Here is a 24,948-nt window from a genome sequence, read left to right as displayed (position 1 = left end):
CTAAGACCGTCATTCGTTTTTGATTTACACAAGCCTATACTTATTTGATTGATATTGTGTTAAAATAAACAGAGACTGATAGATGAAAGGATTGTCGTCATGACAGAAAAAGAACTACCCATCAAAGAATATCTTAGAGTAAAAAAAGAAGCTATTTATAGCCGCCTTATATTCTTGCTAACGGCCGTTACAGGAGCTATTCTATCCTTTATTTTAATTCATTCAGGATCTAGGAATCTAATCTTTGAAAATATTTCAATTGGCTTAGTTGTGTTTGCAGGTATTTTTATATCAAGGCCGTATTGGACAAAAAAGAAACAATACGAGAATCAGTATCCAGAATTGAAAGGAATGTCTACAAGAGGTACTGAAGCTTCTGGGAATTTTTGGGGAAAACATCTGATTGTATATCCAGCCATTTTTGTTTATATGGCTTGGGCCTTTTTCGCTTCTTATCATCCTGTTCAAAATCAGGAGATAATAGATGTTGATCTTCCGGCGATTAGTACAGAAACTGAGTATAGTTTGGATTTTCCAAAATCGGATAGTTCAGCGAGCACCAGCGACAGTCAAGGAGATACTCAATCTGAGGCTTCGTCGGTCGGACAAGAGGAAGAGGTCAATAAATGAATAAAAGAAAACTATTTATTTTAGTGATAGCTGTCTTACTAGTAGCTTTTGTAGCTTTGTTTATCTAAAAAAACAATTCTTTTCTTCCTCCAAGCCAAAGGAAGAGTCCAGAAAGGAAATATTAAATGATGAAATTTGGAAAATTTAAAAATTTACAGCATGTATCTACTCATTTACCACAAATAAATATTCCTCGAGCAAAAAGACTGTTGATAAATACATTTCAACAATTTCTATTAGAAAATCCTCTATTAATAGAAGAGTTAAAAGAGTACTATTTTCATGTTATAAAAATTGCAAGTCAACGATCTTATGAAGAATTACTAACCTTGTTAGCTAAGTATCTGGAACTTCCATATTTTTCTGAAATTAAGTACTCATTGACCAACTATAGATTGGTAGCCAAGGTTGAATTTGAAAATAGTATGGCAGAATCATTAAAAAATCAATTGCTATCTGACTTAATTTTATTAATTAATCTGACATTTGATTTTTCCAAAGTTGATAATAACAAAGTTTTTAGTTTTATCTCGAAAATTGACTATACTTTGTTGAGAGAGCTCCTTGATTCTACAATAGAAATTATGAACAATGCAGAAAATATAAATTATGAAAAATTAAGTAAATTATTTACAATAATTTCCCAAGATGAGAATATCTTTGAAAATCTTCAAAACTCTAAAAGTAAGAAGAAAATTTTGTTGAGTATTATCAAGTAGATTGAAAAGAAATTATTGTAGATGGGGGAGGAATATGAAGTGAAGATAGCACGCTTAACACCACATTTTTATTTTAGTGAATAAAATCATCAAAGAAAACTTAGGAAGCATTTTTTGGGTTCTGATACTAGACAAGAGGCAGCAGCTTTTTTAGTAACTTAAGTCCTTGTTCTAACTCTTCTGTCGTATCTGGTGAACAGGTGGCTACACGAAGAGCTGATTGTTCTACTCCTCCTACCAGAAAGCGTTCTGCGCATAAAATTTCCACACCGTTTTTATTGGCCAATTCTTCAAAGTCATACCCATTTATGTGTTCAGGCAAAGGCAACCATTGAAATAAAACATAAGGATTGGCAGCAGCAGAGTTTGGAAAATACTGACGGTACAAAGCATTGCGTTCTTTAGCTAAGGCTTTTTTTCTTTCAATAACCTCATCGGCTTTACCGCTGACAATTAGCTCGCTGACGATATTAGCATCAAGCAAGGGGATATGAGTATTAAGAGTGTCAGCAGTTTTTGTAAATTGAGGCTGCAAATGGCTAGGAACAACCATATACGCCACACGCAGACCAGCAAATAAAGACTTGGACAGTCCGTGGATATAGATTGTATGCTGGGGAATGAGCTGAACAAAAGGTGGTGTGTTTTTAGCATTTATAAAAGCATAAGTATCATCTTCTATCAGCAAAAGATGATTTTTAACAATAAGCTCTGCTAACTGTCTTCGGCGCTTCAAAGACAGGCTAACAGTGGTTGGATTATTAGAAGTAGGAACCAAATAAAGGGCCTTGAGTTTCTGCTGTTTGAGTGTTTTTACTAAATCTTGAATGAGTATTCCTTCTTTATCGCTTTTTAAAGGTACCAGTTCAATCTGAAATTGATTAGCAAGAGCTATAAAATTTGTATAGGTAAAAGTGTCTACTCCAATTTTATCGCCAGCTTTAAAGAGAGTCAAAAATGCGATGACTAAAGCGTTCTGGGTGCCATCGGTCAGCAAGATATTGTTGACAGAAGTTTGGACTTGAAATTTTTGTAGCCAGTTTTGAGCAGTCAATTTTTGCTTTTGCTCCTGTTCCGTTTGACTGGCATCAAATTCAAATAATTGATCAACTGATTGGCTCTGCATCAATTTTCTAGATACATCAGATACGATATGATTCAGTTGATAATAGGAGCATAAGACACTGAGGCGGATACAAGTCTCATCCTTTTTAAAGGATGATAAAGGAAGAGGAGGCTGAGATGAGACAAAAGTCCCCTTGCCGATTACAGCATGAATGAGCCCTTTTTGCATGCAAATTTTAAATGCTCTTGTAACAGTGCTTAAATTAATATCTAAAAAATCTGCCAATTCTCGCTGCGGTGGAAGCTGAGTTCCAAAAGACAAGCGTCCCGCCCTAATGTCTTGCTCTAAGAGTTGGGCTAAATGAAAATATAGGGGCGTTTTTAGTAAATTTCTGTCAGGTTTCCAAGTCATAGGGTAATTTTCAAATGAATTAATAGACATAGGCTCTCCTTAAATTGTCTGTCATACAATCTTATCGGTCCCCGTTAAAGAGTTTTCCTTTATAATAATTGTATGGATTGTATGCTTTATTATATCATTTTTAAAGGAGTTTAAAATGACTGACCTAACAAAGGGAGGTGAATTAAAAGCGCTTTTTGTTTTTGCCCTCCCTATTTTCTTAGGAAACTTATTTGAGCAGCTTTATAATATTACAGATACTGTTATCGTTGGTAATCTTTTGGGAGCTGAAGCCCTTGCTGCTGTTGGTTCTAGTACTCAAATATTAGCGTTGACAATATCAGTATCTACAGGGATGTCTATTGGTGCAAGTGTTATTATTTCCCAACTTTATGGCGCTAAAAGAAATCAAAATATGAAAGAAGTCGTTGACACAAATATTATTTTTATTAGTCTGTTTTCTTTCTTTTTAATGGTCTTAGGTCTACTTTACTCTCCTGTTCTTTTAGAACACTTGAATGTTCCAGCCAGCCTGCTATCTGATGCAGATGCGTATTTACAAACTATTTTGTTAGACGTCATTTTCATAAAATTTTTCACTTATGGTGTTGTTGGTGCCGCTCTGGCAACCGTACTTGCACAGGTCTTTTCCTTTATAGTCTGTTTGCGCTACATGTACAGATATTATCCTAAACTGGCTCCCAATCTTCTTCATTTAAAGTGGAAAGTCAGCGTTTTAAAGACTTCTTTAGCTATCGGGCTTCCTGCTATGTTACAGCAAATTTTTATCAGTTTAGGTTTTTTGGTTATCCAATTTTTAGTCAATGGCTTTGGAGCAAATGCGATTGCTGCTTATACTGCCGCTTCCAAAGTAGATGCTTTTGCAGAAATGCCTGCTATTAATTTAGGTCAGGCTCTTATGAATTTTACCGCTCAAAATAAAGGGGCAGGTGAACAAAAACGGATAGCAAAAGGAGGCAGGAGCGCCTTAATAATAACTTTGGGGATTTCGATTGCTATTTCTGGACTTATTTACAGTTTTGCTCCTCATTTTATTGCTATTTTTAATCGTCAGAAGGCAATTGTTCAGATTGGAGAAGGCTATCTACGAATTGTATCTATTTTTTACTTTGTTTTTGGTGCTATGCAGGTGCTAAATGGTCTATTATTGGGATATGGAAAATCCTTATTGCCATTGATTGCTTCTGTCACCACCTTTTGTCTGCTGCAGGTTCCGTTAGCTGTCTGCTTATCTCATACAAAACTAGGTTTTAACGGTATCTGGCTGGCAGCCCCTTTTGGCTGGTTTGCAGGCTTTTTAATGAGACTAATTTATTTTACTAATATTTCAAAACACATTGAGAGAAAGGAGTAGAAATGAAAGCAGTTTACATTTATGAGCAGGGAGACCCTTCAGTCATCCAAATTGGTGATTTGCCTGTCCCAGAGGTGATACCTAAAACAGTTCTCATCAAAGTTTTGGCAGTCTCGGTCAATTATGTTGATACCTTTATTCGCTCGGGACTTTATCAGACTCAATTGCCTCAACCTTATATTCTCGGTCGGGATGCTGTTGGCGAGGTGGTCAGCGTTGGTGATGACGTTAGCCAATTTGCCGCTGGTGATTTAGTCTGGACCAATAGTATGGGTTATGATAGCAGGCAGGGGGTCACTAGCGAATATGCTTTGATCCCGGCAGAAAGGCTTTTCTCAGTTCCTGAAGGAGCCGATCCAGTAAGACTAATTGGAGCTGTTCACTCTGCTGCGACTGCGGCCATCGTTTTGCAGGATATTATGCAACTGGCAAGAGGTCAAACCTTATTAATTGAAGGGGCAGCAGGCCATGTAGGCAGCAAACTGCTTTGCCTTGCCCATGAAGCAGGTGCAAAGGTTGTTACGACCTCTAACTATCAGGATTTTTCAAAATTAGGCCAAATTGGGAGTTCTGCTTGTTTTGATTACCGTGATGATAAGCTTTTTCAAAAGCTGACGGAGCAATTTCCAGCTGGCTTTGATCATATTATTGACACTTCTGGGGAAATAGCTTTACAGACTAATATTGATTTGCTGGCTTTAAAGGGTGCCATAACCCTCATAACAACTCCTCGGGAGAGTACCTTTGATGCCCGACAATTCTATATGAACTGTCAGCAAATCAGAGGCTTTGTTATCAGCCAAGCCAACTTAAAACAATTGCAAATGGCAGGAAGACTTGTGAATAATGCCTTTAAAGAAGGCCGACTTTTAGAAGATGATACTGTTATTAAGACCTTTGATGAAGCAGCAGAGGCTCACCGATTACTGGATAATAAAAAAGAAAGGCGAAAAATTGTCTTAGTACCGTAAATAACGGAACACACCCTAAAAGATTGGGATTTAGAGATTTAGACCAAGCTTCTTGTCTGCAAGCAGCCGGCGTCACTTGCCTAAAATCCTAGTCGCTTTTTACGGGCTTTGTATCTTATATTAAGGAGGATTCTCATGAAAATTAATACACACGAACTTTGGTCAGGAGCTGATAAAAGCTCTGTCACTTATACAACCTATCTAGTGGAGGAAACGCCAGATATTAAGAATCATAATCCGCGTCCGGCTGTGATTATCTGCGGTGGGGGCGGTTTCTTTAAAGTAACAGATCGTGAAAAAGAGCCGGCAGCCCTTTATTTTCTTAATAAAGGCTTTCAAGCTATTACGCTTGATTATACAGTCGGCAAAGATAGTAGCTACCCAGCTCCCCTCTATGATTTAGCGAAAATGTTGCTGATAACAAGAGAGAAAGCGCAGCAGTGGAATATTGATCCAGATAAAATCATTTTTATTGGCTTTTCAGCAGGTGCTACCCACTGTGCCTCCCTAGCTAATCGCTGGAATGAGTCTATTTTGCAAGACTATTTTAACTATCCAAAGGAAAAAATAAGACCAACTTTAGTAGTTTTATCTTATCCCTTATTAGACTTTAACCATCAGTATGATAGTGTTGTGGCAGATCCAGATAATCAGCGGCCAACCAAGTTATCTCCCATGCCCAAACTAGACTTTCTAACTGGGGCCTTGAAAACAGTTGTGGGTAAAGAGTTAACCAGAGAAAATCTACAAGAACACAGTCCGATAGAACATATTTCTGCAGACACCGTTCCCACTTTCATTTGGGGCATGCAGAATGACGACTGCATCTATAACAATGCTCTCTTGGACTATGCTAAAAAACTAAAAGATAAGGCTGTTTTATACGAATTGCACATGTTTGCGATGGGGGAACACGGCTTATCTGTCATTAATCGAAATACACAGGCAGAATTTTCAGATTATGAAGAGTTAGCAATTTGGAAAAAATTATGCATGAACTTTATCAATCAGGTATTAGCTTTAAATTAAAGAATCAAAAAACGAGACTTTGATGTATTGTCAAAGTCTCGTTTTTAATGTCCTAAAAGAATAAAACGGATAAGCCAGAGCAGGCTGATGTGTATGGGATGAAAAGCGTAGAAGCCCCATTTAACCCAGAGTGGGGAGTAGCCGCGCCGGCCATTGTAAGCTTCCAACAGCGGAATGACCAACAGAAAGCCAAATTGGGCTAGAAAGCCGGCCCAGTTTTCAAGACTGGGATAAGACAGCAGCGCACTGTGCCATATATGAAAATGAAGGCAAGGAAGATACTGCCAACCTCGTCCTCATCATGAAAGTGAATAATCGTTAAAAAGAAAAAGCAGCCGCAAACGGGCTTCCTCAGGAATTCGCTTTGCCCTGCTTTTTTTATATTCTTATCGTTTTAAGACAGCCCCTTTAATCTCTTAATAAAGATTTTTTATTATATTTAAGTATGAATACAATGACATTTTATAAGAGCTGGTTAGGTTCCTGTTGATACTGTCAATAATTATGTGTAAACACTCTAGTAGAGTTATGGAGTGTTAATCAAATAAGCTTTCAAGTGTGTCAGAACATTGGCCAAACCCTTTATGGATTCGTTGACTTTGCTTGAAATTATAATCTTCAAACAAACTAACTAAGTAACGTTCTAGAGCCTCCTCGTTAGGAAAAAGAACCTTCTTTTTCGTTTGACGTTTGATTTCTTTGTTGAGAGACTCAATGAGGTTTGTCGAATAAATGCTGTGCCAAATCTGGTAGGGAAACTGATAAAAAGTTAAAAGATTACCCGTATTCTCCAAACTTTCCATTATTTTCCTATACTTTGGCTTCCATTCAGCGATAAAGTCCTTCAAAGCTTGTACTACCATTTCTAAATTTTCAACGCGATAAATCGTTTTAAATTGCTCCAAAATAACCGCTCTATCTGCTCGTTTCACTTTACTAGCCAGATTTCGACTAATATGAATGAAGCAACGTTGTTGTTTAGCTAATGGGTAAGCCTGACTGATCATCTGCTCAAGCCCCTTGAAGCCATCGGTCACTACAAGAGAAACCTGTTGAACCCCTTGGTTTTGAAGATTGTCTAATAGGGTGGACCAAGAAGCATTGTTTTCATTTGGGGCTAGGAAGTTAAGCAATTCTGTGGTAAACTGTGTCATAGGAATAATTCTCTTTCTAGTAATGTTTCGCAACTCTACTATAACGGATTTATTAGTTTTTGTGTTTACACAACTTATTTTACACTACCAATGATGATTAAGGAATGGCTACAAGAGTTAAATCAATTTAAACTAGGAATTAATCCTTATAAACGTCCAACTGACGAAGTTATTAAACTAACTCAAGAAGATATATCTATTTATCAAGAAAAGAATATGCTAGCTACATATACAGATGGTTATCCTCTTGAAGATTTTAAGGAGGAATATATTAACTTTGTCAACAGTCTGCTTCCAGTTTGGCATAGCAATTCTGGCTATCTTCAAATGGTTTGGGCGCTTTCTATTGGTCTTCTGTTAGAAATTGATGAAGAGATTTTTAATCAGCTAGTAGACTTGGTTAAAAAAGATGATCCAGAGGATTATTTGATTGATTACTTGATTCAATCACGTCATCCAGATTGGAAGATTCATATAAACTATAATTTTCCAAGACCTTATGGCTTTACTCGAAAAATTATTGAAGAAGAGAATGCTGAACAGGCTCTCAAACTGCTCAAAGAATATGTAATTAAGAAATGGTATCCAGGACATAGGGATACAGGTTGGTATGATTTGCATAAGCGGAATATTGATAATTATTATGGTTATTGGTCCTTTGAGTCAGGTGCCCTCTGCAAGCTCAAGGGGTTGGATTATAGGGAATTGGAAGGCATTCCGTATTTCCCTTACGATTTGGTTGCTGAAAGGGCAGAAGTTTAGAGTATTTTAATTTAACTAATAATAAAGGTATTTGAGTAGGTGTTTGTATGACAACAGAAATTCAGCAATGCAAAAATTGTACGATATTAAAAAACAACAATGATTATCAGATTCTGTGGAGTAGAGGGAAAGAAGTGCTTAACTTTCCCATTAGCCAGGAATTAGCAGAATGTGTTTCAAAATCAGAAAAAGATTCTTTAGAAGTAATGTTTTATTGTGAACATCATCGTTGGCCAAAGAAAGATGAGTTAGAAGATTATAATCAGTCGGATACGATTGTACATAGTGGTAATGGATTTATTGTATATGAGACAGACGACTATTACGAAATTAGCTTCTTTAAAGAAATTGGAGGTGCAATGGGTCCAGAAGTTCGCTATCCTATTACTAAAGAACTGATGGATAAAGCATTTGAATCCTCTAGAGGAGCATATGAAGTTATGATTTATGCTGAAACAGGGCACAGGCCTTTATAGTAAGCTGGACTACATCATAAGAACAGCCAATAAATAGGGAATAAACAATTAGTAGATATTTGGTAAACGACAAAGGAGATAAGAATGGAATCAATTTATGTAAGTCAAAAAGATATGTTGGAAATCTGTCAAGATGGTGATAAGTATTTCTTGCGTTATCCAACTTTTAATATTACCTGCCCAGAAGTGATTAGAGAAATCTCCAAAGAAGCTGCAGATAGTTATATGTCTGGAGAACATACTGGTAAAGAGTTGATGAATTATGCAGATTATGGTTTTTGGAAATCTAAAAAACAGTATACACAAGATGAGTCTGGTAAGCTCTTCATCGAAAATCATCCTTCCTTTATTTTGAAGAATCCTAAAAATAGCCGTCGTCTTTTCACAGCAGAGGAATTTACACAAATTGTCACCCAAGCCATTGTTTCAGAACTGGAACCTAGCGAGCTTGACGCTATTGGTATAGTTGATAGTCATTTAGAGCTTCTTCTGGTGGATTCAGTTGGCTGGGAGGAAGAAATAGAAGCAGTCCATCTGGAAATTCTGCAGGAAAAAATTAACAATTATATCTACTTCCTCGAAAGCAAGCAGTATGTAGAACGATACGGCGATAACTTTGATAAAAAAGTCATTCATATCACATTCCAGTATTCTCCATCAGACAATGGTTTAGCCTTCCTAGCAGCTGTACAGAAGACATTACAGAATACAGATATGAGTTTGAAGATAGAACTACCTAATTGATCTAAAGAAAGTGATTTTTCCCCTTCTTTTTAGAGACTTCCGAACAAAACTTCCTGTTTTCGCTCGTTTTTATCCTGTTATTTTTAAGAAAACAAAATTTTTCACCCCATATCTATCCCTCGCAGCTTATGCTATAATAGTCTATAGAAAGTCGAGGGAATGATGAAGAAAATATTATTGGTGGCTCTGGTGCAGAGTTTGGCTATCTTTGTGATTACTGGTCTGCTTTGTTTATTTATGCGAGGAGATTTCTTCTTTCGTGCTTTGGCGCCGATTTTTGGTCTGGCAGCGGGAGGTTTTCGCTTCGTGACGGCCATGGTGACAAAAGCGTTTGCGCCCAGTCTCTATGAGGATAGCAAGAAAAAGGACTAATAAATAGAGCACACAGTGCACAGTAGGTCTGAGGTCGTTTGCCTCAGGCCTTTCTTTTTCTCCTCCCTTTCCCACCCTATCTCTTATATGGTATAATGGAACAAGGACATTTTCCTTTTAGTACTTTGAAAACTCTATATTTTTTGAATCCTTTATCTGCTCTGCTATTTCCAAAAAAATAAAATGACTGACCTAGGCTGCTCACTAATTTTCGTACAGGATGTGATGAGCTCGCTGTCTGAGAATATCAAGACGGTTGTCAATATCAAGGACCGCAACACTGGTCAGTTAGTCATGGAAGAGGGAATCCTTAGAGAGATTGACTTCCGCTTGGATCATTTCCCATTTAGCTATGCTGGAAGACAGGTGTTTGGCTTTGGTATTGGTAAATATGCGGATCATCTAAAAATGAAGCGGACAAATGCGGAACTGGATATTGATATTCCTTCAGGTAGCAAAAATAGCTCTGTCAATCTAGAACTATCGAATGGCTTTAACAAGGGACTCAAGGTTGATACAGATGGTCTTAACCTTAATAGCAAGATTAAGCCAAACGTTAATGCCGGAAGTGGTGTGGCAGATGTGGATATTACACTTGCGAAGAAATCTGCAGACTTAGAACTTCCTGTTAAGACTAACTTGACAGAGGCTGGTACTTTAAATGGAATTGCTGGAGCCAAAGCTGCGGACATGGACGTGCCGAAGGTCAAGCAAGTATCAGGCGACAGCGCATTCAAGGCTGTTAGCGGAGTCAAGCCAGGTGATGTGGACGTGCCGAAGGTAAAGGCTGTATCGGATGTTGAAGCACCGAAGGTTAACAAAGAACAAATTCTAAGAAATATAGAAGAAAGCAGGCTTGCGAGGTAATCCAGTAACTTTGACCAATATCTGGCGAAGGAGAAATTCCAGAAAACCTTGATGGGTATGGAACCGATGGACCGTCAGAGATATCTTCAATGGCATAAGTATGCGGAGGCAGGTATCGAACCATCCGATAGAGTCAAATTAAGAAATTGGTCATATCCACCTGAGCCAGAATTTTACCTTAAAAATAAAAATGTATATGATAATCCAGATTATTTTAATCAGTTAACAGGGGATACAATTTATCCAGGAAGTCCCGAGAGTTCCATGGGTAGAGTTGATGGAAGTATACATAAAAATGGATTTTTGAATGGCGAATATGTAGAGGATATAATAGAACCAGGAACTGTTTTAGATCGCTATGGTGATAATGATTCTGGCCGTTATTTTCTCCTTCAGGCGCTAGTTTTGGAGAAAGAGCGCTACCACCTTTCATGAAAAACAAGCCTAAGATAACTTATATTGCAACTAAACCAATCCCTAATAAAAAAGGATTAATTGCTCCATGGTTTGATGAGTCTGGAATGGGCATTCAACACTTTACAGATATGGAAGTGGGGTATTTGATGAATAATGGCTATCTAAAAATAATTGAATGAGGTAAAAATAATGCAGTTAAAGCAAGAATTAATGGAATTGCTATTAAAAATAGGGGAGACAAATCTTAATCAGTCGGATTTATTTACAGAAGAAAAACCATCTCTATTCTTACCGGAAGGACGTACTATTTATTTAGAGGGCGATCATTACTACATTGTTGGTGTCGAACGTGGCAAAATAAATTCTGAGAAAAAATTTGATAATAAGGAAGATATTCTTTATTATCTTTTGCAATCATATGTTACTAGAATAGCATCAAAGAATGCATGGACTAATGCTAATGGAGATTTTGAACGTTATAATAGCCTTCTTCAAGAAGAACAAATTCGTTTATTTAGTATAATTAATCCTAAGTATGGAGAGAGAAGAAGGAAGGAAATAGACATAAATTAAATTGAAGGGAAAAATAAAGAATTTTAGAGTATATAAAAGTAGGAGATGTTCTATGTGGGGATAAAATACGGAACAATGGATAGAGGAAGCTTTAATGGAAAGCATGTTTATAATACATTCCAAGAAGCAAAAACAAAATTTTTAGATTTTTTAGCAGACATAGTTATTATTAATCGATACTATGCCAAGGAAGGAATGCCCGTTAACTATCTATCCCCCCTCTGGGATGATACCACAGAATAACAAATAGTTCCTTCTTATGATAGAATAAATGAAGCAAGAGTTTATGTATCCCCACTTAAGTAGAAAATGCCTGTCATGTGTTGAATACATGGAGGGATGATGGATAAATTATACATAGTGGTTAATGGAATTGAACACCAATACTTTGATCGTGATAGTACAGGATATTATTTGATTTCCTATGATCCTTTATCAGAGAATAATGGCTATAAATTATTTGATTCAGAGTTGAAACAATATAGAAAATACTTGACAGAAAAACAGGTTGAAAAAAAATATAAAATTATAGATCATATTTGGTTTAATGAACAAAAATGGGATATTTTTCAACGAAGTGATGATAATTTAGATAAGCCTAATTCATGGGTAACGATTGTTTCTGACGATATAGAATTTTTAAATAGAAATGGACTATGGAAGAAGGAGAATTTAGTTGAAAGTAGGTATGGACATTTGTATTATTGTTCTTTACCAATCGAGGCAGAAAAGTTTTCTCTAATTCGAACTCGAAAAAATCTCCCTATATAGTCAAGATAGTAAGAAAGTAGTTTATTATGAAATCAGTTATTTTTACAATTAAAAGCAATCAGTCACTAAGGATTGGTGAGCTACTTCAAGCTGAAACTTTTGAATGTTACAGCGTTTCCGCTAAGGATGCGGGCTTAAAACCCTCTGCAGACTCTCTTATTTCAGATTTCCATTCGGTCCAGTTTGGAGTCAAAGAGAAGTCTAGTTTAGGTTTCCGTCTATCCTTTGATGGTCAAGTATATCAGGTAACTATTCCAGATTTGGCGACAGCTTCTGACTGGACTGGGGCCTTGATGTTCTTGAAAACCTTGCTCATTCTCTTAGATGTAAATGTTTGCGAACACGATGGCTTGGAGTATGATAAAGAATCCATTCTTGATTTTCATTTCACGGATATTTTCTTATCAGCTCTTTCAGAATTGACCAAGGAAGTAAAAGTCCATCCTATAGTAGAAGTTATGGGAGTGAAACGTCCCATTTACATCAATGAACTCTACCTAGGGCAGATTATCCATGTTCCGGACGAGCAACTTTTGAATAGCTATGACCAGCGTTTGCGCTTTACCCAACAGCTGAATGCTTATTACTCTGAGCAGCAAGTTTTTAAAGTAGAGCAGGATGGTGAGGATATCATCATTCCTGTCAACTATCTAAATAGTGAAGGACGAACAATCTTACCATCTCAACCAGAGTTAGAACCTCAATATTTGCAACAGTATATAGGAAGTAAGGTTGCAGTTGCACGACTATTTATCATGACAGCCGATGGGGAAAAACTAGCCGAAGTTCCTTATCGTCAGTACTTAGAGTCGTTGACCGAGGGCATCTATATGTTGGATGCCAAATATGTTCTTGTAGACCCAATTTCTCCTGAAACTTTACAACATATACTAGCCAGAATTTAAAAAGTCGGATAAAAATATCTTTTGAGAAGTCTTCTTTGATATGATTATACATTCCAACAAATATGTTCTATCAGGCTGAAAAATCAGACAAGTTTAGAGATTTTTAGAATTAACCAATGGAGTAAATAAATGAAGAAATTTGAAATACCAGAGCCTAAAGATTATCAAAATTTTGTCAAACATTACTTAGAAGTGATGAGGGAAGGAAAAGAAGCTCAGGCTTTTCTAGGAACAGAAGTTAAGTATCGTTTTCGACAACGAGATTCTTATGAACTTGATAGTACAGATATTGGGGTATTAATGGAATATTGCTTATATCCTTTGTATGTGGAAGGTGATAGGGATATAGCGCGCAGAACCTTTGCTATCTTGAAAGATTTTAGCTTATCGGTTGACTTAGTCAAATTAGATAAGGTAACTGATTATATTTTTATTCAAAATAGGCGTTTAAGAAGATATACTAGTCTTCCCTTTATCATTGAAACAGATGAATTAGTTAAAAATATTATAGAAAGCATTTCAAAATTATCAGATGGACAGAAGAAAGATTGGTTATACCAAGGGCTGTGTAATGCATTGGAGTGTGATCCAGTATACAGGAAGTGTGATGAAGAAAAGGTGGAGAAAATTCTCAAGGAATTCAAGGAAAAATACTACAATCCGCCAAAGGTAGTAAAAACCATTAAAACAGTTGAGAAAATTGAACTAGACGTTACAAGTATCGATGCGATGGGTGTTGCAGATGACCATCTAGAGTTGTTGTTGATTGATGAAAACAAATGGATAGAGTCATTAGAAGAGGAGCATCTCTTGAAACTTCAAGAAAAACTCAATAACTATATCTACTTCCTAGAAAGTAAGCAGTATGTAGAACGATATGGCGATAAGTTTGATAAAAAAGTCATCCATATCACATTCCAGTATTCTCCATCTGATAACGGTCTAGCCTTTTTAGCAGTTGTACAGAAGACATTACAGAATACAGATATGAGTTTGAAGGTAGAATTGCCGGAGTAATAAAGAGAGCGAATTCGCTCTCTTTTTTGTGGTATAATTGGACTAGGTTATTAAGACTTTTTTAAACAGGTAAAAATAGCGAACTGCATGTGCCGTCATTGACACAACAGGACATTCATACGACAAATTTTTATCTGCGATTGAACGTCAAGGCTATTATGAAATCAAAAATCCACGTGTCTATAAGCCTGGCACTAATGAAATTGTTCAAGTTGAGGGGATTTTCAGAATAAATCAATGGGGTAAATAAATGCAGACTTATAAATTGAAAAATAAAGAAAATTATAAACACTTTGCCAAACATTATCTAGAAGTGATGAGGGAAGGAAAAGAAGCCGAAGCTTTTCTTGGAAAGGATATTAGGTATCGTTTTCAACAACGAAACTCAATGATAACAGAATACACTGATATTCAGGTGTTGCTGGAATATTGTTTATTCCCTCTATATGTAGGAGGTGATAAGGATATCGAGAGAAGGACCTTTGAGATATTAAAAGAGCTTTCTTTAAGTATTGATGAAAAGAAAATATGGCAAGTTACAGAATATTTATTGCTTCAAGATTTCATTCTGGCGGAATATAAACCCCTTCCTTTTGAAATTGATACAAGAAAATTAGTTCCTCTTATACTCGATACAATAGAAAAACTTCCTAACGAGTTAAAAACTAGTGGATATTATAGTCGATTAATTGGAAATATTAAATCAATTCCTTCTTTCAAGTCTTATGATATGAAAAAGGTAAAGAAGATTCTTAAGGAATTCAAGGAAAAATACTACAATCCACCTAAAGTAATAGAACAATAGCAAGCGTCATGGTGGATGTGAGAGTTGTAGAGAATTTTAAATGACTAAACAAGAACTAATAAATTTTATTAATAAACATAAAGATAAAATAGGGGCATTTCATATTGCGCTTGATGAACGATTTGAAGGTCAATTTACTTTGGGATACTATTATGATGATAAGTCTAGGAAGTATAAAGTTTATGAAGTTAATGAACGTCAATGTATCTGGATTAGAGATGAATTTAAAAATGAAAATGATGCAATAGAGCGACTTTTTCGTTTGATAAAAACAACTTTTTGGATAAAAGAAACTCCAATTCTGTCAGACGTTTCAGAAAATGATTGATTAGAAACAGTGATATATTTTTCATTGGGCATACTTATATGAAGGGGAAAAGGTGTATTACCAAATGAATCAAATAAAAGCAAATGGTTTTATCATAACAGAAGAAAATGGGAATTATATAATGTCCTGGATGACAGGAGGTTTTCAAGATAGAGAAGTTAGTTATCCAGTAAGCAAAGAATTAGTAGATAAAGCTTTAAAGTCCGAACAGGATGCTTATGAAGTTGAACTGTTCTTAGAAACCGGAGAATGGGTGACTAAGGAAAGCAACGAAGCGGCTAGACAGAATTATTTTAGGGATTCACCTATTCGTATTTTAGTAAATCCGTCGTCTATTAAACGGCTGTTTTCTGAACGAGAATTTATTGAGTTGCTACAAGAAGCCATTTCTTCTGAATTAAAGCCAACAGAGCTTGATTCTATTGGAATAATTGATAATCATTTGGAGCTTCTCCTAGTGGATCCAGTTGACTGGCAGGAAGAAATAGAGGCAGTCCATCTAGAAATTCTTCAAGAAAAACTCAATAATTATATCTACTTCCTCGAAAGCAAGCAGTATGTGGCACGATACGGCGATAGCTTTGATAAAAAAGTCATTCATATCACATTCCAGTATTCCCCATCTGACAACGGTTTGGCCTTTCTCGCAGCTGTTCAGAAAGTGTTACAACCTACAGATATGAGCTTGAAGGTAGAATTGCCAGAGTGAGAAAAAACCACAGAAATCCCTCGTGATCTTCTGTGGTTTCGTTTTTAATCTTGATAGGAAACAATGCCGATGATGGTATCGACAGCGCGTTCCATGGTTTCTAGGCTGACATACTCAAAGCGTCCGTGCATGTTCTCGCCGCCGGCAAAGAGGTTGGGAGTCGGGATGCCCATAAAGGAAATTTTAGAGCCGTCAGTTCCGCCACGGATAGGCTCGATGATAGGCTCAATGTCCAGACTTTCCATGACTGCTTTGGCGATATGGATAGGTGTCATGTCCTTTTCAATGACCTGCTTCATGTTGTAATACTGGTCTTTGAGGGTTAGGATAACTCGCTCGCTGCCCAACTCTTGGTTCATCTTGTCAGCAATAGCCTGCATAGCAGCTTTGCGATTTTCAAAAGCCTCTGTCTCAAAGTCGCGGATAATGTAGCTAGCTTGAGCTTCTTCGACAGTACCGGTCAGGTTCATCAGGTGGTAGAAGCCTTGGTAGCCTTCAGTCTTCTCTGGTCGGTCGGCTTCTGGCAGCTGGTTGTGGAAGTCAATAGCCAGCTGGAGAGCATTGACCATCTGGTCTTTAGCAGTTCCTGGATGGACATTGCGGCCTTGGAAGGTCAGTTCTGCTCCAGCAGCGCTAAAGGTTTCGTACTGGAGTTCTCCTAGAGGGCCGCCGTCTACTGTGTAGGCAAAGTCCACATCGAAGTCTTCAGCGTCAAACTTATCAGCCCCGATACCGATTTCCTCGTCTGGTCCAAAGCCAACTCGGATTTCTCCGTGCTTGATTTCTGGATGGGCAGACAGGTATTCGATAGCAGTCATGATTTCAGCAATACCTGACTTGTCGTCTGCTCCCAAAAGAGTGGTTCCGTCAGTCGTAATTAAGGTTTGGCCCTTGTATTTATGGAGACTGGCAAAGTCCGCAGGATTTAAGTTAAAGCCAGATTGCCCCAGCGGAATCACACCGCCGTCATAATTCTCGATGACCTGTGGCTGGATGTTTTCTGCGTTGAAGTCCGCCGTATCCATGTGGGAAATAAAGCCAATCTTGCGGGTAAAGCTTGGGTCATTGGCTGGCAGAGTTCCAATCGCAAAGCCGTTGGGCAGGTAGTAGACATTTTCCAAGCCAACCCGCTTCATTTCAGGAATGAGGACATTGTTGGCAAAGTCCACCTGACTCTGGGTGCTGGGTGTAGTTGTAGATGTCTCGTCTGAGCGCGTGTTGACCTTGACATACGTCAGGAAACGATCTAAAAGATTAGGATATTTCATAAATGCTCCTTTTTCATTTCATTTAAATCTATTTTAGCATATTCAGGGGAGAGTGAGAAATGTTTTTCGTTTCTTGAGGGCAAAGGTAAAATCTAGCAATTAGTTTTATATCTTGTCAAAATCTGGTAAACTATATCTATGCAAATTGAAAAAACAATCAACAAAGCTGTGATTTTGGGGGCTTCGGGAGGTATAGGTCGTCAGCTGGCTAGAGAACTGGCTACAAGGACAAACCAGCTTGTTTTGGTTGGCAGAGATAAAGCAAAACTCACTCAACTGCAAGAGGACTTGTCTGGAGTCAAGGCCAAGCTTTCCTACAGAGTATTGGATTTGCTGGATACGGCTGCGGTAGACGATTTTGCTCAGCAGCTAGAGGCAGATTTACTGATTAATTGCTGCGGTGTGGCGAATTTTGGTTCAGCGCTATCTCTTTCGGAAGCTGCTGAAAATGCCCTCTGGCAGGTCAATTACCAAGCACCGATTCAACTGATCAAGCAAGTTGCGGAGCGCAATTGCAAGATAAGACTTGTCCAGCTTTCATCACTAGCGGCACTTTGTCCTCATCCTTATCTGGCAGCTTACAGCGCCAGTAAGGCCGCTTTGCAGACTTACTGTCTAGCCTTGCAAGAAGAGCTGCGCCTCAAAGGCTCTGAAATGAGAGTTTGTCTTTATATACTGGGACCGGTTCGGACTGCCATCTTTCCTCCAGAGTTACAGAATGCTTTGGGTGGAAGTCAGTTGCAAATGAGCCCGGAGATAGCAGCACGACGCATCATCGGACTGCTCCAGCAAGGCCGTTCCTATGCTATAGTGGGCAAGAGATATCGACTACTGGCTTGGCTCATGAAGCTACTTCCACAAAGATGGATTATCCGTTTGATTGGCGCTTATCTACGAAAGGGGCTTTGATCATGAAACTTATTTTTTTCTTGCTGGCTGCTGCCTATTTGCTTCTCTTTATCTTGCGTTGGCTCTTGTCTTTGACTTATTTGAAAAAAAGGCAGAGCTCTTCATCAGACTTTCAAGAGGAGCTTTATACGGTGGTCCAGCCCATCCTATCTGGTGACCCTCGTTTGGAAAATGACTTATTAGCCAATCTCCAGCAGACAGAAGCGGTTGAGTTTTACTGGTTGATTGATCAGTCTGACCCAGAGGCGCAGCGAGTGGCTGACAAGATTTGTCAAAATCTCTCTTATGCCCAGCGTATTCGCGTTTTTCTCATGGAGGATGTCCCCCAGGGGATTAATCCTAAGAGTTATAAGATTGAGCAGATTATAGACGAGCTGACTCGACCATATCTGATTGTTCTCGACGACGACAGCGTCATTGATTTTTCAAAAATGGGAGAATTGACAGCTCATCTAGGTGAGAATGTTATTTTGACCGGTATTCCCTATAATCAAGAGCGAAGTAATTTCTGGTCCAAGCTAGTGGCAGCTTTTGTCAATGGGAATTCTTTCATTACCTATTTCACCATGGCTGAAGTCAAAGCCAACCACTCGATTAATGGAATGTTCTACATTCTGCCACTTGAACTGGCTAGCGAGCAGAAGCTCTTCAGTGCTATAAAAGACTACCTATGTGATGATTTGGCTGTAGCTGATTTTCTGCGCAGCAAGGGAGTGGAGATTATCCAGACGCGGGTGACTTGTAATGTCCGGACTACTATCAAGGATGCCAAGCAATATCTGCTGCAAATGAAGCGATGGCTGCTTTTTAGCTCTATCTATCTGAAAGAGCACTTGGACTGGAAGGTTATTATTTTAATTGTTCTTCCTAGTTTTCTGCCGCTTCCTGCCTTGCTCATTAGTTTCTTTCTTGGCTGGCCTTTTGTGCTGCTGGCTTTGATTTTGCTCTTGGTCAAGGCGGTTTGGATGCTGGCTTATCGTCGTCACATTCTATCCGGTCGGCCGCATCCTGATGAGGTGTTCTACGAAGTCCTGAATGATTTACTCTTGCCTTGGCTTTTCCTCTATGTCTTGCTTAGTCCGCGGGTGATTAACTGGCGAGGAAGGAAGATTCGAGTGACGGATGGGAAAATCCGCTATGAGTAAGATGCAGCAGTACTTGGATAAGTTGGATGCTCTGTCGCCAGACCAAACCATGTTGAAATCTAGTAAGGTCTTGCTTTTTCTCAGTGGCAGTAGCCATTTGGACTGCGCTAGTCTAACTGAAGGACAGCTTGAGTTTCTTGAGCAGATTTGTCCATCGGATTTTTCAGTAGTGCCCAGTAATTTTCCGTTTAATCAGGGATTTGAGCATGAGCGACAAACCCAAGTTTCCTTGTTGACAGCTTCCATTTCCAATATCCGTTACTATTGGCATACTCTCTACAATTCTCGCTTTAAGGAGGCTTTGCAGCAGCATTTATCTCCTTTACTGGATGCTGAGGAGGCTGTTATTATTTGCAAGAGCTCGGGACTCAATATGCTGACTCAATGGCTGGAGGGCTTGGCTGAGGAAAATCTGCCGATTGGACTGAGAGTGATTACGCTGGGGCCTGTTTCACGGAGACTCCTAAATCGCAAGGATATTGACTTGCTGGTCATCAAGGGCAGGAAGGATATTTACAGCAGATTTTTAGATGGCCATCCAGCCGATGTGATGGTGGATAGCAACCATTTTGATTATGAATACAGGGAAGATGTGAAAGGATTAGTTTATGAATGGATTAGAAAAAGTGATAAAGATTGATGTGATTAGTGTGCCATTTAGTGGCCACCTGCTGCCTACTTTGACCTTAGTCAAGCCTCTGCTAGCGGATCCACGTTTTCGCATTCGGGTCATCACTGGCTGCCAAAAGAAAGAGCTAGTAGAGGAAATTGGTTTTGACTGTCTAGCCCTCTTTCCAGAAAGGCCGACAGTGATGGAAGACATCGCCAATACTCCGCAGCAAAGCAATCTTCTGATTGCCTATCAGCAGTTTCGGGCCAATTCCAGACTAATTCCAGAAGTTATAGACGAATTAAATCGAATTTGGCAAGAGGATGGTAAACCGGATTTGGTCATAGCGGATTTTGTTGCTTCGCCAGCAGGCCTGATTTCTGATCGCTTTGGCATCCCATGGATAACCACGATTCCGAGTCCGGTTGCGATTGAGTGCCGGACGACAACTCCGACCTATTTAGGGGGCTGGAAACCTCATCAGGGTGCCCTGTACCAATTCAGAGATGCCTTAGGCAGGCAAGCTATTCGCTGTGGAAAGAAAATGGCCTTTGCTTTGGTCCAGAAGAGTTTGGGAGACTATCAAGATTTTAAACTCTATCGGGAAGATGGTACAGAAGCCATTTATTCGCCGTACTCTATCTTGGCTTTGGGCATGAAAGAGCTGGAGTTTCGAGATGATTTTCCTAAGCATCTTCGCTGGGTTGGCTACAAATGCCTGTCCTTTGATCGTCTGCCTGAAGCACATGAGTCTTATTTTGAGACCGATAAGAAGCGGGTTTTAGTGACTTGCGGTACGCATTTGAAATGGGAGAAGGAGCGCATGGTGGAGCGAGCGAAAAAGCTGAGTCAGCTCTACCCAGATTACCTCTTTTACATCACCTTGGGAGAAGCTAGCGGCTTGGAAAATGCTCCGAAGAGACTGGCGGAAAACCTGCTGCTCTTTGACTATCTGCCCTATACCGATATTCTGGATAAGATAGATTTTGCCATTCACCACGCAGGGACGGGTATTATGATGGCCTGTATTGAGCAGGAGATTCCCAGTCTCATTTTGCCGCAGGATTATGACCAGTTTGACAATGCCGTTCGTGCTGAGCTGGCTCAGGTGGGGCTGGTTTCTCGCAGAAAGACTGATGCAGAAGTGCTGCGGCTTTTTAAGGAATTGATAGATCGCACAGACTGGTCTCAGTTGAAAACTCTTGCCCAGCAAAGTAAAGAATATCAGCCTACAGAGATTCTCTATCAAGAGCTGGGGCGCCTGCTTAAGCTTGATTTATAACTGGAAAACTCAACAAACTATTAAAGCATACTTCCAATATTAAAGTGTCTGAATTATTAAATTTCCCTATTCTTTTCAAGGAATAGGTTTTTTGGTCTATTCAAGTCTTTTTTAAGATGTTAAAATGAAAGTGATTACAAGAAAGTCATTGGAAGGTCAACTTGGCTTTCTCAGAGTGACTGAAGAGGAAAGATGATGAAGAAAGCAATTCTAATGATGACTTTTGGCTCGCCAGAGGAGATTAGCTTTGAGGGAGTGGCTGAATTTTTTACCAATATTCGCCGCGGTGTCAGGCCGCAAGACCATGAGATTCAGACCCTCTATGATAACTATGTCCTCATCGGTGGAACGCCTCTGCAGCGTATCAGTCTAGAAGAGGTGGAAAAGGTCCGTCAGCGTTTGTCTAGTGAGTATGCGGTTTATTTTGCCAATAAATTCTCACGACCTTTTATCCCAGATGTGATTGAGCAGATGGAAGAGGATGGTATTGAGGAATGTATCTGTTTGATCCTGGAACCTCATTTTTCTTACTATTCTGTCATGGGTTATGAGAAGTTTATCCAGAGTGATTGCATCCGTTTTAATATCATTAAAGAATGGTATCAGGAAGAAGCTATTCTTGATTATTGGGCAGAGGAGCTGAGAAAGATTCTTAGAGAAGAGGTTGGAGAAGAGACCTTCAAGATTTTCTTCTCAGCCCACAGTGTGCCTATTCTGGCATTGGATTTCGGAGATCCTTACATTGATCAGATCTATGACAATGCCCGCTTGATTGCTGAAAGGTTAGGTCTGACAGAAGAGGATTATCTCAATGTGTGGCAAAGTGAGAGTGACATCGGACTCCCTTGGATCAAACCTGACGTGCTGGACTACATGCGCCAGCAAGAAACGCATCCGAAGCATTATATTTTTGTGCCGATTAGCTTTATCAGTGAGCATATAGAGGTCCTTTTTGACAATGACGTGGAGTGCAAGGAACTTTGCGATGAACTGGGTGTTGCCTATCATAGACCGCCTATGCCCAATGCAGATGACCGTCTAATTGATGCCCTGATTCAAACTATCCGCCGCCATGAGCATGAACCCTTCAAAGAATGCTTTCCAGAAGAAGAAACCTTCGATGAATTACAGCCGTCGGAGGAGAGCAGCCAGATTCTTGCAGAGGATGAAGAGCTGAAAATGCCAGATTTCGTCAAGAAGCTGATTGAGAAAAAAGGGCGCGAGAATGTTAAGATGCCATATTTTGTCAAGAAAATGCTGGAGAAAGCAGGAAAGCTGCCCAAGAGCTGATTGTTCATATTCGTTGATGAGTTTATAGGATCATTCTAGAAGGAGAAAACCGTGAGACTTTGGCACCAAGATTTGATTGAAAAACTTCCGCGCCAGCAGCTTTTAGGCCAGCACCGAGAGTGCGCAGCCTTACGTGGACGAGGGTGGGGTAAGCCGCATGCAACGGTCAACTATGTTTTTGAGCACAGTCCTTATTACCTCTATGCTTATCATCTCTTGATTATGGAGGAGATGCAACGACGGGGCTATCAGCCGGATAGCCTTTGGCTGGATAAGGACTACCGTGGCAAGACCTGCCCGCCTTACCAGAAGTTGCCGGCTGAGGAGCTCGAACATCCCATTTATCCGGAGCATGACACAACCTATCTGCAAGAATGCTTGGAAAATCTGAAAGAGAAAGGAATAGAAATTTTCTGATTTCCAATAGCCAAGACCATAGCACAAAAAAGGAAGATACAGCACTCTTCCTTTTTTGTTTCAAGTCCATGTTTTCAAAACTGCCGAATGTCTTGGTAAGTGACTGTTTCATTCTCGAAAAATGGGAAGCAATTCAAGGGCTGCTAAACTCTAAAATATGTTTGCTCCCTAAACATAGTTAGTCTAGATATTATGACTAGCTTTTTTGTATGTTATTTTGGAAAAAATACTAGTGACTTTTAGGAGCTCGAAATTTTTTTAAATTTCCAGAGTTGTAATCATTGACATTACAATTCTATGTGTTATAATTTTAGATGTAACAAAAAACATTACAATAAAAATTTGTAACTTAAAAGGAGGAACATATTATGGCAAACATTACAATTTTTGGACAAGGAAATATGGGGCAAGCAATCGCAAGTGTATTCACTTCAGGTGGACATGAAGTTGATTTTGTAGGGAAAGAAGGTCTTACAAAACGTGCGGGTGATATTGTTGTATTGGCTGTTCCATACGCTGCAATTGCAAGCATTCTTGAAGCTAATAAAGCAGCGCTCGCTGGAAAAATCTTAGTAGATATTTCTAACCCTGTAAACTTTGAGAATATGGATGAATTGCTTACACCAGCTGGGAGTTCGGCAGCAGAAGAAATTGCTAAATTAATTCCTGAAGCTCGAGTGGTCAAAGCTTTTAACACAAATTTTGCGGCGACAATAGCTGCGAAACAAGTCGCTGGTAAAGAAAATACAATTGTTCAATTGGCATCGGATAACCAAGAAGCAAAGCAGATTCTTGCTGGACATATCCAAGAAGGTGGTTTAGATACGATTGATGCGGGCGAGCTCAAACGTGCCCGTGAGTTAGAGGCAATGGGTTTCTTGCAAATAACACTTGCCGTACGTGAGAAAATCAACTGGACAGCTGGTTTTGCTGTTATTAAATAAAGAAAAAAATTAGCCTCAAAGCAGGCTAATTCTTAGACTGAAAACAAAATCCTCAGAAGTTTTACTTCTGGGGATTTATACTTTTACGAATTCAAAATATACTTCTCGATAGCTGTAGCGACCCCATTTTCCTCGCAGCTGTCTGTGACGGCATCGGCTAGGCTTTTGACATGGTCTGAAGCATTGCCCATAGCTACACCGAGACCTGCATATTCCAGCATCTCGATGTCGTTGTTGGCATCACCGATTGCCATGATTTCCTGAGGATTGACGTCCAATTGTTTAGCCAATCGCTCTAGGGCAAAGGCTTTGGTCACACCAGATGGCATGGCCTCGTAAATGACTGGCTGAGAGCGAACGCCGCTGAAACGTTGGCAGATTTCTTGGCCAAAGTCGGCTTCAAAAGCATCTACCTGCTCTTGGCTGCCTAAAAACATAGCTTGAAACATTCTGTGTTGAGCGCTGCAAGCCTCTTCCAGGCTAATCTCGGTTGGAGTGGTGAAGACTAAGCTAGCATCATTCACGACATAGGAACTGGCTTTTTCTCCGACGAAGAAATAATGCTCCTCATCAAAGAGAGTCAGCTGGACAGGGCTATTTTCAGACAGGCTGTAGAGATAGCGAATATCCTGACCGCTCAGCTCTTGCCAGTCCACAAGACTCCAGTCGTTGGTCTGGTGTGTAGCGCAGCCATTGTCTACGATGACATATTCGTTTTCTTGTGCAAGGCCTAGCTTGCCATAATAAGGTTTGACGCCGACCAAGGGGCGACCTGTGCAAAGAACCAATTTGACTCCTTTTTCAATCGCTCGGTGCAGAGCTTCAATGTTAGCTTGGGGGATTTCTTTTTTGCTGTTGAGCAAGGTGCCGTCCATATCAAGTGCAAGAATTTTAATCATAAAGTGTCTCCAAAATTATTCTGTGATAAGTATAGCATAATTTACAGAGAAAGTCTGAGTCTATAGGAAAAATCACTGGTCTTGTGTTATAATAA

Annotated in this window: 29 protein-coding genes and 2 pseudogenes; 27 read left to right on the top strand and 4 right to left on the bottom strand. The window is 39.3% G+C overall.

Annotation, left to right across the window (positions count from 1 at the left end; translation table 11 throughout):
- Positions 1-99: 99 nt before the first annotated feature.
- Together RSK81_RS07140 and RSK81_RS07135 are read left to right on the top strand one after the other, a co-directional pair.
- On the top strand, positions 100-630 hold the full coding sequence (locus tag RSK81_RS07140) for a hypothetical protein (RefSeq protein WP_002924406.1): 531 nt from the start codon (positions 100-102) through the stop codon (positions 628-630).
- A 125-nt stretch (positions 631-755) separates the two neighbouring features.
- Positions 756-1,349 carry a hypothetical protein gene (locus RSK81_RS07135; RefSeq protein WP_002924409.1) on the top strand — a complete coding sequence of 198 codons (594 nt, stop codon included), beginning with the start codon at positions 756-758 and terminating at the stop codon, positions 1,347-1,349.
- Between the two features lie 127 nt (positions 1,350-1,476).
- Here the strand turns inward: RSK81_RS07135 and RSK81_RS07130 are convergent, their stop codons facing one another.
- Positions 1,477-2,856: a PLP-dependent aminotransferase family protein gene (locus RSK81_RS07130; RefSeq protein WP_002924415.1), complete on the bottom strand. Its 1,380-nt coding sequence runs from the start codon at positions 2,854-2,856 to the stop codon at positions 1,477-1,479.
- 88 nt (positions 2,857-2,944) lie between these two features.
- Here RSK81_RS07130 and RSK81_RS07125 point away from each other — a divergent pair, with 88 nt between their 5' ends.
- From RSK81_RS07125 to RSK81_RS07115, 3 genes are all read left to right on the top strand, one after another.
- Entirely contained in the window at positions 2,945-4,189 is a 1,245-nt protein-coding gene (locus tag RSK81_RS07125; RefSeq protein WP_268687550.1) for an MATE family efflux transporter, read from the top strand.
- Between the two features lie 2 nt (positions 4,190-4,191).
- Complete coding sequence (locus RSK81_RS07120; protein WP_002924420.1) at positions 4,192-5,160, top strand: NADPH:quinone reductase; 969 nt, start codon at positions 4,192-4,194, stop codon at positions 5,158-5,160.
- Between the two features lie 135 nt (positions 5,161-5,295).
- Positions 5,296-6,189, top strand: a complete 894-nt coding sequence (locus RSK81_RS07115) for an alpha/beta hydrolase (RefSeq protein ID WP_002924421.1) — start codon at positions 5,296-5,298, stop codon at positions 6,187-6,189.
- A 536-nt stretch (positions 6,190-6,725) separates the two neighbouring features.
- Here the strand turns inward: RSK81_RS07115 and RSK81_RS07110 are convergent.
- Positions 6,726-7,310, bottom strand: a pseudogene (locus RSK81_RS07110) (transposase); the annotation flags it as partial.
- Positions 7,311-7,433: 123 nt separating this feature from the next.
- Here RSK81_RS07110 and RSK81_RS07105 point away from each other — a divergent pair.
- The 15 genes and pseudogenes from RSK81_RS07105 to RSK81_RS07035 all read left to right on the top strand — a co-directional run bounded on the left by RSK81_RS07105 (position 7,434) and on the right by RSK81_RS07035 (position 16,089).
- Positions 7,434-8,105, top strand: a complete 672-nt coding sequence (locus RSK81_RS07105; RefSeq protein WP_002924424.1) for a PoNe immunity protein domain-containing protein — start codon at positions 7,434-7,436, stop codon at positions 8,103-8,105.
- Positions 8,106-8,152: 47 nt separating this feature from the next.
- Positions 8,153-8,581, top strand: coding sequence for a hypothetical protein (locus tag RSK81_RS07100; protein ID WP_315686309.1), 429 nt, complete (start codon positions 8,153-8,155; stop codon positions 8,579-8,581).
- A gap of 84 nt (positions 8,582-8,665) precedes the next feature.
- Positions 8,666-9,325 (top strand): DUF6572 domain-containing protein, encoded by a 660-nt coding sequence (locus tag RSK81_RS07095; protein WP_002924431.1) that lies wholly within the window; start codon positions 8,666-8,668, stop codon positions 9,323-9,325.
- A 159-nt stretch (positions 9,326-9,484) separates the two neighbouring features.
- Positions 9,485-9,697 carry a hypothetical protein gene (locus tag RSK81_RS07090; protein WP_002924436.1) on the top strand — a complete coding sequence of 71 codons (213 nt, stop codon included), beginning with the start codon at positions 9,485-9,487 and terminating at the stop codon, positions 9,695-9,697.
- A gap of 222 nt (positions 9,698-9,919) precedes the next feature.
- Positions 9,920-10,051, top strand: a pseudogene (locus RSK81_RS12920) (cell division protein FtsK); the annotation flags it as partial.
- A gap of 564 nt (positions 10,052-10,615) precedes the next feature.
- On the top strand, positions 10,616-10,999 hold the full coding sequence (locus RSK81_RS07080) for a hypothetical protein (protein WP_315686305.1): 384 nt from the start codon (positions 10,616-10,618) through the stop codon (positions 10,997-10,999).
- On the top strand, positions 10,996-11,160 hold the full coding sequence (locus tag RSK81_RS07075) for a glycohydrolase toxin TNT-related protein (RefSeq protein WP_315686304.1): 165 nt from the start codon (positions 10,996-10,998) through the stop codon (positions 11,158-11,160). Before RSK81_RS07080 ends, RSK81_RS07075 begins: the two co-directional genes overlap by 4 nt.
- Positions 11,153-11,554, top strand: coding sequence for an Imm63 family immunity protein (locus RSK81_RS07070; RefSeq protein ID WP_002913501.1), 402 nt, complete (start codon positions 11,153-11,155; stop codon positions 11,552-11,554). The genes RSK81_RS07075 and RSK81_RS07070 overlap by 8 nt, the downstream gene beginning before the upstream one ends.
- 54 nt (positions 11,555-11,608) lie before the next feature.
- Positions 11,609-11,797: an Imm59 family immunity protein gene (locus RSK81_RS07065; RefSeq protein WP_239682248.1), complete on the top strand. Its 189-nt coding sequence runs from the start codon at positions 11,609-11,611 to the stop codon at positions 11,795-11,797.
- Between the two features lie 99 nt (positions 11,798-11,896).
- Positions 11,897-12,325, top strand: coding sequence for a hypothetical protein (locus RSK81_RS07060; RefSeq protein WP_239682249.1), 429 nt, complete (start codon positions 11,897-11,899; stop codon positions 12,323-12,325).
- A 26-nt stretch (positions 12,326-12,351) separates the two neighbouring features.
- Positions 12,352-13,230: a DUF4299 family protein gene (locus RSK81_RS07055; RefSeq protein WP_049552757.1), complete on the top strand. Its 879-nt coding sequence runs from the start codon at positions 12,352-12,354 to the stop codon at positions 13,228-13,230.
- Between the two features lie 129 nt (positions 13,231-13,359).
- Complete coding sequence (ifs, locus tag RSK81_RS07050; RefSeq protein ID WP_049552758.1) at positions 13,360-14,247, top strand: NAD glycohydrolase inhibitor; 888 nt, start codon at positions 13,360-13,362, stop codon at positions 14,245-14,247.
- Positions 14,248-14,497: 250 nt separating this feature from the next.
- Positions 14,498-15,052, top strand: coding sequence for an NAD glycohydrolase inhibitor (locus RSK81_RS07045; RefSeq protein ID WP_315686302.1), 555 nt, complete (start codon positions 14,498-14,500; stop codon positions 15,050-15,052).
- A gap of 40 nt (positions 15,053-15,092) precedes the next feature.
- Complete coding sequence (locus tag RSK81_RS07040; protein ID WP_002913511.1) at positions 15,093-15,380, top strand: hypothetical protein; 288 nt, start codon at positions 15,093-15,095, stop codon at positions 15,378-15,380.
- Between the two features lie 64 nt (positions 15,381-15,444).
- Positions 15,445-16,089 (top strand): DUF6572 domain-containing protein, encoded by a 645-nt coding sequence (locus tag RSK81_RS07035; RefSeq protein WP_061589059.1) that lies wholly within the window; start codon positions 15,445-15,447, stop codon positions 16,087-16,089.
- A 44-nt stretch (positions 16,090-16,133) separates the two neighbouring features.
- Here RSK81_RS07035 and pepT read toward each other — a convergent pair whose 3' ends face one another.
- Positions 16,134-17,357: a peptidase T gene (gene pepT / locus RSK81_RS07030; RefSeq protein WP_315686299.1), complete on the bottom strand. Its 1,224-nt coding sequence runs from the start codon at positions 17,355-17,357 to the stop codon at positions 16,134-16,136.
- 138 nt (positions 17,358-17,495) lie between these two features.
- Here pepT and RSK81_RS07025 point away from each other — a divergent pair, with 138 nt between their 5' ends.
- From RSK81_RS07025 to RSK81_RS06995, 7 genes are all read left to right on the top strand, one after another.
- The gene (locus tag RSK81_RS07025; RefSeq protein WP_315686297.1) at positions 17,496-18,266 is read left to right on the top strand and encodes an SDR family NAD(P)-dependent oxidoreductase; all 771 of its coding nucleotides are present in this window, start codon (positions 17,496-17,498) and stop codon (positions 18,264-18,266) included.
- 2 nt (positions 18,267-18,268) lie between these two features.
- A complete protein-coding gene (locus tag RSK81_RS07020; protein ID WP_315686296.1) occupies positions 18,269-19,411 on the top strand; it encodes a glycosyltransferase in 1,143 nt (380 codons plus the stop codon).
- Complete coding sequence (locus RSK81_RS07015) at positions 19,404-20,051, top strand: hypothetical protein (RefSeq protein ID WP_002900198.1); 648 nt, start codon at positions 19,404-19,406, stop codon at positions 20,049-20,051. Before RSK81_RS07020 ends, RSK81_RS07015 begins: the two co-directional genes overlap by 8 nt.
- Positions 20,020-21,303 (top strand): glycosyltransferase, encoded by a 1,284-nt coding sequence (locus RSK81_RS07010; RefSeq protein WP_002900199.1) that lies wholly within the window; start codon positions 20,020-20,022, stop codon positions 21,301-21,303. Before RSK81_RS07015 ends, RSK81_RS07010 begins: the two co-directional genes overlap by 32 nt.
- 195 nt (positions 21,304-21,498) lie before the next feature.
- Entirely contained in the window at positions 21,499-22,593 is a 1,095-nt protein-coding gene (hemH, locus tag RSK81_RS07005; protein ID WP_032910402.1) for a ferrochelatase, read from the top strand.
- A gap of 51 nt (positions 22,594-22,644) precedes the next feature.
- Entirely contained in the window at positions 22,645-23,010 is a 366-nt protein-coding gene (locus RSK81_RS07000) for a TIGR02328 family protein (protein WP_049552762.1), read from the top strand.
- 368 nt (positions 23,011-23,378) lie between these two features.
- On the top strand, positions 23,379-23,954 hold the full coding sequence (locus RSK81_RS06995) for an NADPH-dependent F420 reductase (protein WP_002900202.1): 576 nt from the start codon (positions 23,379-23,381) through the stop codon (positions 23,952-23,954).
- An 83-nt stretch (positions 23,955-24,037) separates the two neighbouring features.
- On the opposite strand, the gene RSK81_RS06990 is transcribed toward RSK81_RS06995, so the two are convergent.
- On the bottom strand, positions 24,038-24,853 hold the full coding sequence (locus tag RSK81_RS06990) for a Cof-type HAD-IIB family hydrolase (RefSeq protein ID WP_002900203.1): 816 nt from the start codon (positions 24,851-24,853) through the stop codon (positions 24,038-24,040).
- Positions 24,854-24,948: the final 95 nt, after the last annotated feature.

The organism is Streptococcus sp. DTU_2020_1000888_1_SI_GRL_NUU_041A (assembly GCF_032387735.1).
Classification (GTDB): Bacteria; Bacillota; Bacilli; order Lactobacillales; family Streptococcaceae; genus Streptococcus; species Streptococcus sanguinis.
Note: the sequence above shows the minus strand (reverse complement) of the source record. Positions and strands in the feature narration are given on the sequence as shown.